Source organism: Mycobacterium appelbergii (assembly GCF_032883035.1).
In the GTDB taxonomy this organism is placed as follows: Bacteria; Actinomycetota; Actinomycetes; order Mycobacteriales; family Mycobacteriaceae; genus Mycobacterium; species Mycobacterium appelbergii.
In genome coordinates, this window is the sequence record NZ_JAMQTH010000011.1 from 272,800 (window position 1) to 279,473 (window position 6,674).

The window sequence follows — 6,674 nt, forward strand, 5'->3', positions numbered from 1 at the left end:
ACACTGGATGCCGAGTGTCCACCTGGGGGTCGAGTTCACCGCCGTGTCCTCTCAGGTCGCCCGGGGAGTCGATGCGGTTGTGTCGCTGAGGCTGTAGGGACTCCACGGCAAACGGCGTGCCGGTCATTCCGACGCCGAGGGGTGACGAGATGCCTCGAAGGCGGCGATGAGCTGTCCGATGTCGCGCCTGCGGGTTTGACCATGCCAGATCACCCATGTCCGGCGCACCACCGGGTTGCCTAGCAACGGAGAAAACACCACCGACTGGGGGATCCAGGCAGCAAGGTGGGCCGGAGCGAGCGCGAACGCCCGATTGGCAGCCACGGCAGCGAACTTGATAGCGGCAATGAGCTCGAGTTCGTCGTGCGCCGGCAGTCCAATGTCGATGCCGTGGCTGCGAAGTGTGGCTGTGAGTTCGTCAAACCATGCGGGACTGTCACTACGGGGGAACGCCACCCATTTCAAACCGCGAAGATGCTCCAAGCGCACCCCGTCGGGGCCTGCGCGCTCCGCGGCGATATCGGCAGCCAAAAGGGCGCCGAGATTGTCTTTAGCGACCAGAACGGCGTCGACATCCGCCCGCTTGGGCAGTTCTCGCACGAGGCCCACGTCCAACCGTCCGTCTCGCAGCGCTTCGATCTGCGCGGCGGATGACAGCCGTCGTGGAACAAGTTGTGTCTCGGGATGATTTACCGAGAAGGCAGTCAGGCTCGCGGTCAGAAACTCGAAATTGATCTCCCGCGGAACGCCGATGCGAATGACGCCGGCGGAGCTGGTGCTGAACTCTGACAAGGCCCGCACCGCCTGGTCGCGCCGCGCCAGAATCACGCGTGCTTCCTGAGCCAATAACAGTCCTGCCTCGGTCGGCTGAACCCCCGATGTGCTACGCACGAAAAGCTGAACCCCGAGTTCGCGTTCGAGAGCGGTCACGGTTTGGGACAACGCCGGCTGGCTGACATGGAGTCGCCGGGCAGCCGCCGAGATCCCGCCTTCTTCCACCACGGTCACCAAGGCGGCCAGGTCCCGGAGCTCCATGCCTTTACAACCACCCGAGATGTCGGTCAGAACGGATATAAGAAGAACCGATCGAACCCATTGCCGTCTTGCATAACTGCGGCCAAGCGAGTCGTCCGTTCCTACTACGTGTCAACGGATCTGCATGCAGCGAGACGCCTCGGTGAGCACCGGCCAATGTGCGCGATTGTCCCGTGAACGCCCCGGCCGCGCCGGCGCGGGCCTCTGACAGCAAGCGGCAGATGTGGCTGACCGTCACCGCAAACAACGCCAGCTTTGGCGGGTTGTTCATCAGCCGACCCGGCTGATGCGTGAGCGTGAACATGACCAGAGCGCAGCATGATTCGTAACACATCGGCCTCCGCACGTTCGGACCTGGACTGGGTGGACCGAGCGTCGTGCCATGGAATTCACGGGTGTGCAACGTCCCTCGTGGTTAGTTCTGAGGTATGTGGGGGAGAAAACTGAACACTGAGAAGTAGGCCTGTGCAGCTAGGGGGTTGGCACACAGGCCCACCTCTCAGGCGCTGCCACGTTCTACTGAGAAATGGCAGTGCGGACCGACTTTCGCTGTCAACACGCTCGGTCGGTCGATGCAGACACTAACCGCGCGCACCGGCTTTGTCGATTCCAAATTTGTCCTGACTTGACCCCAAGTCAGGTCTCTGTATGGTGTATATCGAACGGGCGCAAGGCTTCACAGGATATGTCAAGGAGCGATGGTGTAACAGCAACACGAGCATCACCTGCTGCCGCAGTGGAGAAAGTCACCGCAGGTCAGCATCGGTACGAAATGCCACATCGCACAATGACATAAGACTCACGATCCTTGGATCAGCTGTCGAAATCAGCGCCCAGGCGCCGTCCGGGTCGTGCGGCCATCGGCGGAAACAACGACAGCCAATCGATCCTCGAATAGCGGTCATATCCGACTGGTATAGCCGAAGGACGTGCGAGCCCTGTGTTCAATGCCGCAGCGTTGCGGCGGAGCCGCCCAGCTCGATGCACTGCACGCACGAGATGGATGGCGGCGTGTCGGTCACTGATGTTCTGCCTCGGAAATGGGGCAGGACGGACGCTTCTCCGTCCTGGTCAGGCTTAAACCCCTATAGGCGCTGCTTACCTCAGCCATTGACGACTGCGAGTTTGGTCGTCGCTTTCGGTCTGACAGGGCCACCCTTCTAGCCTTCAGCTGCTGGACGCCGGGCCATCCGCGGCTTGACGACCGGCCCCTCGCCGCGACATGCCGTAGTGCCGGAGATAGCACTACGAAGCTGGACCCAGTTATAGCGGTGCTGGGCACAATTTCTTGGCGGGCAATCAATGCACGCCCCTGACACAAGTAGGAATCTATGAGAACTTTCAGTCGGGTCGTGGCCTCGTTTCTGGCCGCATGTGCATCACTGTTCGTGGGGGGCGGTGCGGCGCACGCCGGCCTGGACAACGAGATGAGTCAGCCGGACCACCAGGGACGAATGTTGACGATTCAGCAGTGGAACACCCTGCTCCAAGACGTCCCCGCACTCGATCGCAACAGACTGACCCGGGAATGGTTTCACTCCGGCAAAGCCACCTACACGGTGGACGGCAAAGGAGCGGAAAGCTTCGCGGGCAAGCTGGAATTGGGCTACCAAGTCGGCTTTCCCTGGACACTGAGTGTGGGCATCAACTTCACCTACAGCACACCGAACATCCTGCTCGACGATGCAGATGTCAGCCCGGTCAGCGACGGTTTCAATCCGTTCGGCTCGGTGATCTCGACGAACCTCATCCCTCAGTCCTCGGTCAACGTCGATCTGGGCAACGGTCCACAGGTCGAGGAGGTGGCGACGTTCTCCGTCGACGTGTCAGGAGCCAAGGGCAGCGTTGTCGTGTCTAACGCTCACGGCACCGTCACCGGGATAGCCGGCGGCTTGCTACTCCGGCCCTACGCCCGATTGATCTCCAACGATGGCGACAGCGTCACCACCTATGGCGAGCCGCGCAATATGGGCTAACACACCTCGACCCTGCCCGGCCAACGACGTCCCGCCACGAGGCGGCGCCGGGGGACGGTGCACCGGCCACTGGGCCGACTTGCATACGGCACGGCGCCAACGAATCCCGCGTTCACAGGGCAGATGCGCCAGCGAGCACTTGAGTCACGCGTGCACTCGGGAACGCGTCGCCCCCAGAGAACGCCCAAGACGGGGGTATCCCGCCCTAGCCCGACCTCCACATCGACACCGCCCTTGTCATCTGATAAGAGTGCTCAATTGATGATGACAAGGTTCCTGTGGCCATGAGGCCTCGAAAGCAAGTGTCGTTGCCTCGCGGTGGGCGTCGCGCCGCGATCGTGGCAGTCGCCGCAGATCTCTTCGCCGCCAAGCCCTACGACGAGATTTTCATCAGCGACATCGCCGAGGCGGCAGGGGTCGCACACGGCCTCCTGTTCTACCACTTCAAGGACAAGCGAGGCCTGTACCTGGAGGTCCTCAAGCAGGTGCTCAGCGAAGCCGTCGCGTTACATGAGGCCAGACCCGACGAGACCACCAAAGCGCAGCGACTCAAGGGTGCGATCCACCGACAGATCGAGTACCGCCGAGACCACGCGCAGACATCACTGGTGCTGATGCGCCCTGCAGGCGCCGACCCCGACATCGACGCAATCTTCGAACAGGCACGCCGTAGCGGGGCCGAGTTTCTGCTCCAACTGCTCGACATCGGCAGCAACGAGGTCGATCCAACAGTGCGCGCCACCATCCGCGGATGCATGGGACTCACCGACGAGATGGTCATCGATTGGCTCAACCACGGCTGCGATCTCCCGATCGAGCAGCTCGTCGACCTCAGCTACACCACGACCATCGCGGTGCTGTCAAGCATCGCTGCTGACTATCCGACCGTGCGCAGCGGCGTGCGCAAGCTACGCACCGGCCGGAGATAGCGTCTCGTACCCCGACTTTGCCGGGGGCGCGTACAAGCACTATGCCGCGACACCCGATCGCGCGACATCGAGAGCAGCCGCCCACCAATGCAATTCATCGATCATCGAGTCCAGCCCGGGATTCAGCGATGCGAATAACTCGGGAGTGTAGGCGTCGGCCTTCATCGCCGGCACCATCACGTCAGGCAAAATGTGCACGGCCGGGCGGATCGGTGCCATGCCGAGTTCGATCGATACGGTCCGCAACTGCTCGATCGCCCGCGCTCCGCCCACGTTGCCCCATCCCACGAACGCCACGGGTTTACGATCCCACTCAACATAGAAGTGGTCGAGCGCGTTCTTGAACACGCCGGTGTACCCGTGGTTGTACTCGGCCGTGAGGACCACGAAGCCGTCGGCGGCGTCGATTCGTCGACCGAGCTCAGCGATCGCCTCGTTCGGGTACTGGCGCGAGGTGTAGATGGGGGCGGGGGCATCGAAGCTGGGCAAATCGTGGTAGCGCATGTCGATTTCGTCCACCTCCACCCCTTCACGGCGCAATCGGTCCGTCACCCAAGCAGCCGGACGATCAGCGAAGCGCTCGGTGCGGGTGCTGGTGAGGACGACGTCGATACGGGTCATGGCACACTCCTAAGTGGGGAAGTATCCCCATTTATGGGGACGTAAGATTAAACGGGGATTGTTCCCCGGATATTCCGGATCGCGGGGAAGGAACAGACATTGGTGCGTACCGATGCGCAGCGGAACCGCTCAGCGGTGTTGGCGGCAGCGGCCTCGGTGTTCGCTGAGCACGGACTCGAGGTGTCGCTCAACGAGATTGCACGCCGAGCCGGGGTGGGCAACGCAACCTTGTACCGCCATTTCGCCACCCGCGAAGCGCTCGTCGCCGAAGTGTTTGCCGACCAGCTGGAGCAATACCTGGACAGCGCTGAGCGAGCAGCCGCCGCCGAGGACCCGCTGGCCGGGTTCTGCGATTGCATCGCCACTACATGCGAACTGCAGAGCTCCAACCGTGCGCTCGCCGACCTGCTGGTTTCGCTTCAGCCCGTGTCGCCTCGCGTCGATGCGATGCGGGACCGCCACTACGAAGCGATCAGCGCCGTGATCGAGCGCGCAGTGGCCGCTGGGGTCGTGCGAGCGGATCTTCGCCCCGCTGACGTCGCCGTGTTGTTGATGGCCAACGCCGGTGTGGTTCGGCGGACGGTCGACGACGCACCGGGCGCGAGTGCCCGGTTGATCGCCGTGTGGCTAGCTGGCGCCACGAGGCCGGACGCACGAGTGGGTCCACCAGCCCCCAGTGAGCAAGAGGTTGCACAAGCGCTGCTGCGACAATGACGCAGCCGCCTTTACTTGTAAATGAGATTGAGCGGGCAATGGTCATCGCACAGCCGCGAACCGCATCTGCTCGACTGCATTACGGGACGAACTGGGCGCCGCCCCAGCTCTTCATCTCGGTAGCTGAGTTGAAAGTCTCTGCTCAAGCAGACGTATATGGGGTGATCACGACGTCCACACCGATACGGTTCGCGCGTGGTGTGCCGGCCGCGCGCGGACTGCAGATTCAGCCCCCAACCGCGCCTCGGCGATGGCCAGCCCCAGCAGCCATCACCGCGCTCAACTCGACGACAACGTTTTCCCACCCGAGCAGAGAGGCCGCGCAGATCTCCGCAGAACTGCGGCAACCCCGCGACGGACGCAATTGTCGACCGAAGCGCTGGTAGTAGCCGGCCACCGTCAGCACCCGCCGGGGGTGAGCCGCGTGAGCCGTCGGCAGAGTTTCGATATGACACGAGATTGGGATTGAACTTGTATGACACGTGCTGGGATTTTGCGGAGAAGCGCAGGTCAGGGAACGACGATATGACATCGAAACTGGGAACCTACAGCGGTTTCATCCACAGGCGGTGGTTGAGCTGGGTTTTTGGTTGATGCCCGGGGCGCGGTGGGCGGTAGTGTCGAACGCATGTTCGATGATTCGTTGGCCGAGATTGCCGACCTGGAGGCGTTGGATGACGCGACGCTGGTCGATACGGTCCGCGGCTGGGCCCGCGCGGAAGCCGCCGCCGGGGCCCGCAAACTGGCGGTGATGGCCGAGTTGTTCCTGCGCCGCACCGACACCCCCACCGCCGTAGACCGGGAATTGTGGTGGGTCGATCCGTGCGGTGCGGTCTGTGCCGAACTGGGCGCGGCCCAGGGCATCAGTCAGTGGGCCGCCCTGGCCCAGACCCGCACCGCGGTCGCACTGCGTGACCGGCTCCCCAACGTCGCGGCGTTGCTGGCCGACGGACTCATCGATACCGCCCTGGCCGGGGCCATCGTGTGGCGCACCCTGCTGATCCAGGACCCCGAACCGATGGCCCGGGTCGATACCGACCTGGCCGCCCGGATCAGCGGGTGGGGCGCCCGCTCGGCAACCAAGATCATCCGCGACATCGATGCCCTGGTACTCGCCCACGATCCCGGGGCGCTACGCAAAAGCGCCGCAGCCGCCCGCAGCCGGTTTCTCGATATCGGAGGCCTCGGTGATGAACCCGGCACCATGGGCCTCTCAGGTCGGCTCTCCGCCCATGACGGGCTGCGCGTGGATGCCCGGCTGGCCGAGATGGCCGACTCGGTGTGCCCACACGATGCCCGCAGCCGCGATGAACGTCGTATCGATGCGATGGCCGCCCGGGTCCTCGGTGATCAGTGGGGCTGCCGGTGCGGGCGTGCCGACTGCCCGGCCACCCCCGCG

The 6,674-nt window shown here is 63.4% G+C and carries 6 protein-coding genes; 4 read left to right on the forward strand and 2 right to left on the reverse strand.

What is annotated here, in order from left to right:
• Window positions 1–123: 123 nt before the first annotated feature.
• On the reverse strand, window positions 124–1,035 hold the full coding sequence (locus M1247_RS25125) for a LysR family transcriptional regulator (protein ID WP_317159104.1): 912 nt from the start codon (window positions 1,033–1,035) through the stop codon (window positions 124–126).
• A gap of 1,331 nt (window positions 1,036–2,366) precedes the next feature.
• Here M1247_RS25125 and M1247_RS25130 point away from each other — a divergent pair.
• Both M1247_RS25130 and M1247_RS25135 read left to right on the forward strand, forming a co-directional pair.
• Window positions 2,367–3,011, forward strand: a complete 645-nt coding sequence (locus M1247_RS25130) for a porin MspA (protein ID WP_317159105.1) — start codon at window positions 2,367–2,369, stop codon at window positions 3,009–3,011.
• 284 nt (window positions 3,012–3,295) lie between these two features.
• The gene (locus M1247_RS25135) at window positions 3,296–3,940 is read left to right on the forward strand and encodes a TetR/AcrR family transcriptional regulator (RefSeq protein ID WP_317159106.1); all 645 of its coding nucleotides are present in this window, start codon (window positions 3,296–3,298) and stop codon (window positions 3,938–3,940) included.
• A 39-nt stretch (window positions 3,941–3,979) separates the two neighbouring features.
• Here M1247_RS25135 and M1247_RS25140 read toward each other — a convergent pair whose 3' ends face one another.
• Window positions 3,980–4,561, reverse strand: a complete 582-nt coding sequence (locus M1247_RS25140; protein ID WP_317159107.1) for an NADPH-dependent FMN reductase — start codon at window positions 4,559–4,561, stop codon at window positions 3,980–3,982.
• Between the two features lie 102 nt (window positions 4,562–4,663).
• Between M1247_RS25140 and M1247_RS25145 the strand changes: the two genes are divergently transcribed.
• Together M1247_RS25145 and M1247_RS25150 are read left to right on the forward strand one after the other, a co-directional pair.
• A complete protein-coding gene (locus M1247_RS25145; protein WP_317159132.1) occupies window positions 4,664–5,275 on the forward strand; it encodes a TetR/AcrR family transcriptional regulator in 612 nt (203 codons plus the stop codon).
• A gap of 628 nt (window positions 5,276–5,903) precedes the next feature.
• Window positions 5,904–6,674: DUF222 domain-containing protein (locus tag M1247_RS25150; RefSeq protein WP_317159108.1), on the forward strand; the 771-nt coding region annotated here is incomplete at its 3' end.

Coding starts and splice junctions, on each gene's coding strand:
- M1247_RS25125 (WP_317159104.1), bottom strand. CDS start 1,035: ATGGAGCTCCGGGACCTGGCCGCCTTGGTGACCGTGGTGGAAGAAGGC.
- M1247_RS25130 (WP_317159105.1), top strand. CDS start 2,367: ATGAGAACTTTCAGTCGGGTCGTGGCCTCGTTTCTGGCCGCATGTGCA.
- M1247_RS25135 (WP_317159106.1), top strand. CDS start 3,296: ATGAGGCCTCGAAAGCAAGTGTCGTTGCCTCGCGGTGGGCGTCGCGCC.
- M1247_RS25140 (WP_317159107.1), bottom strand. CDS start 4,561: ATGACCCGTATCGACGTCGTCCTCACCAGCACCCGCACCGAGCGCTTC.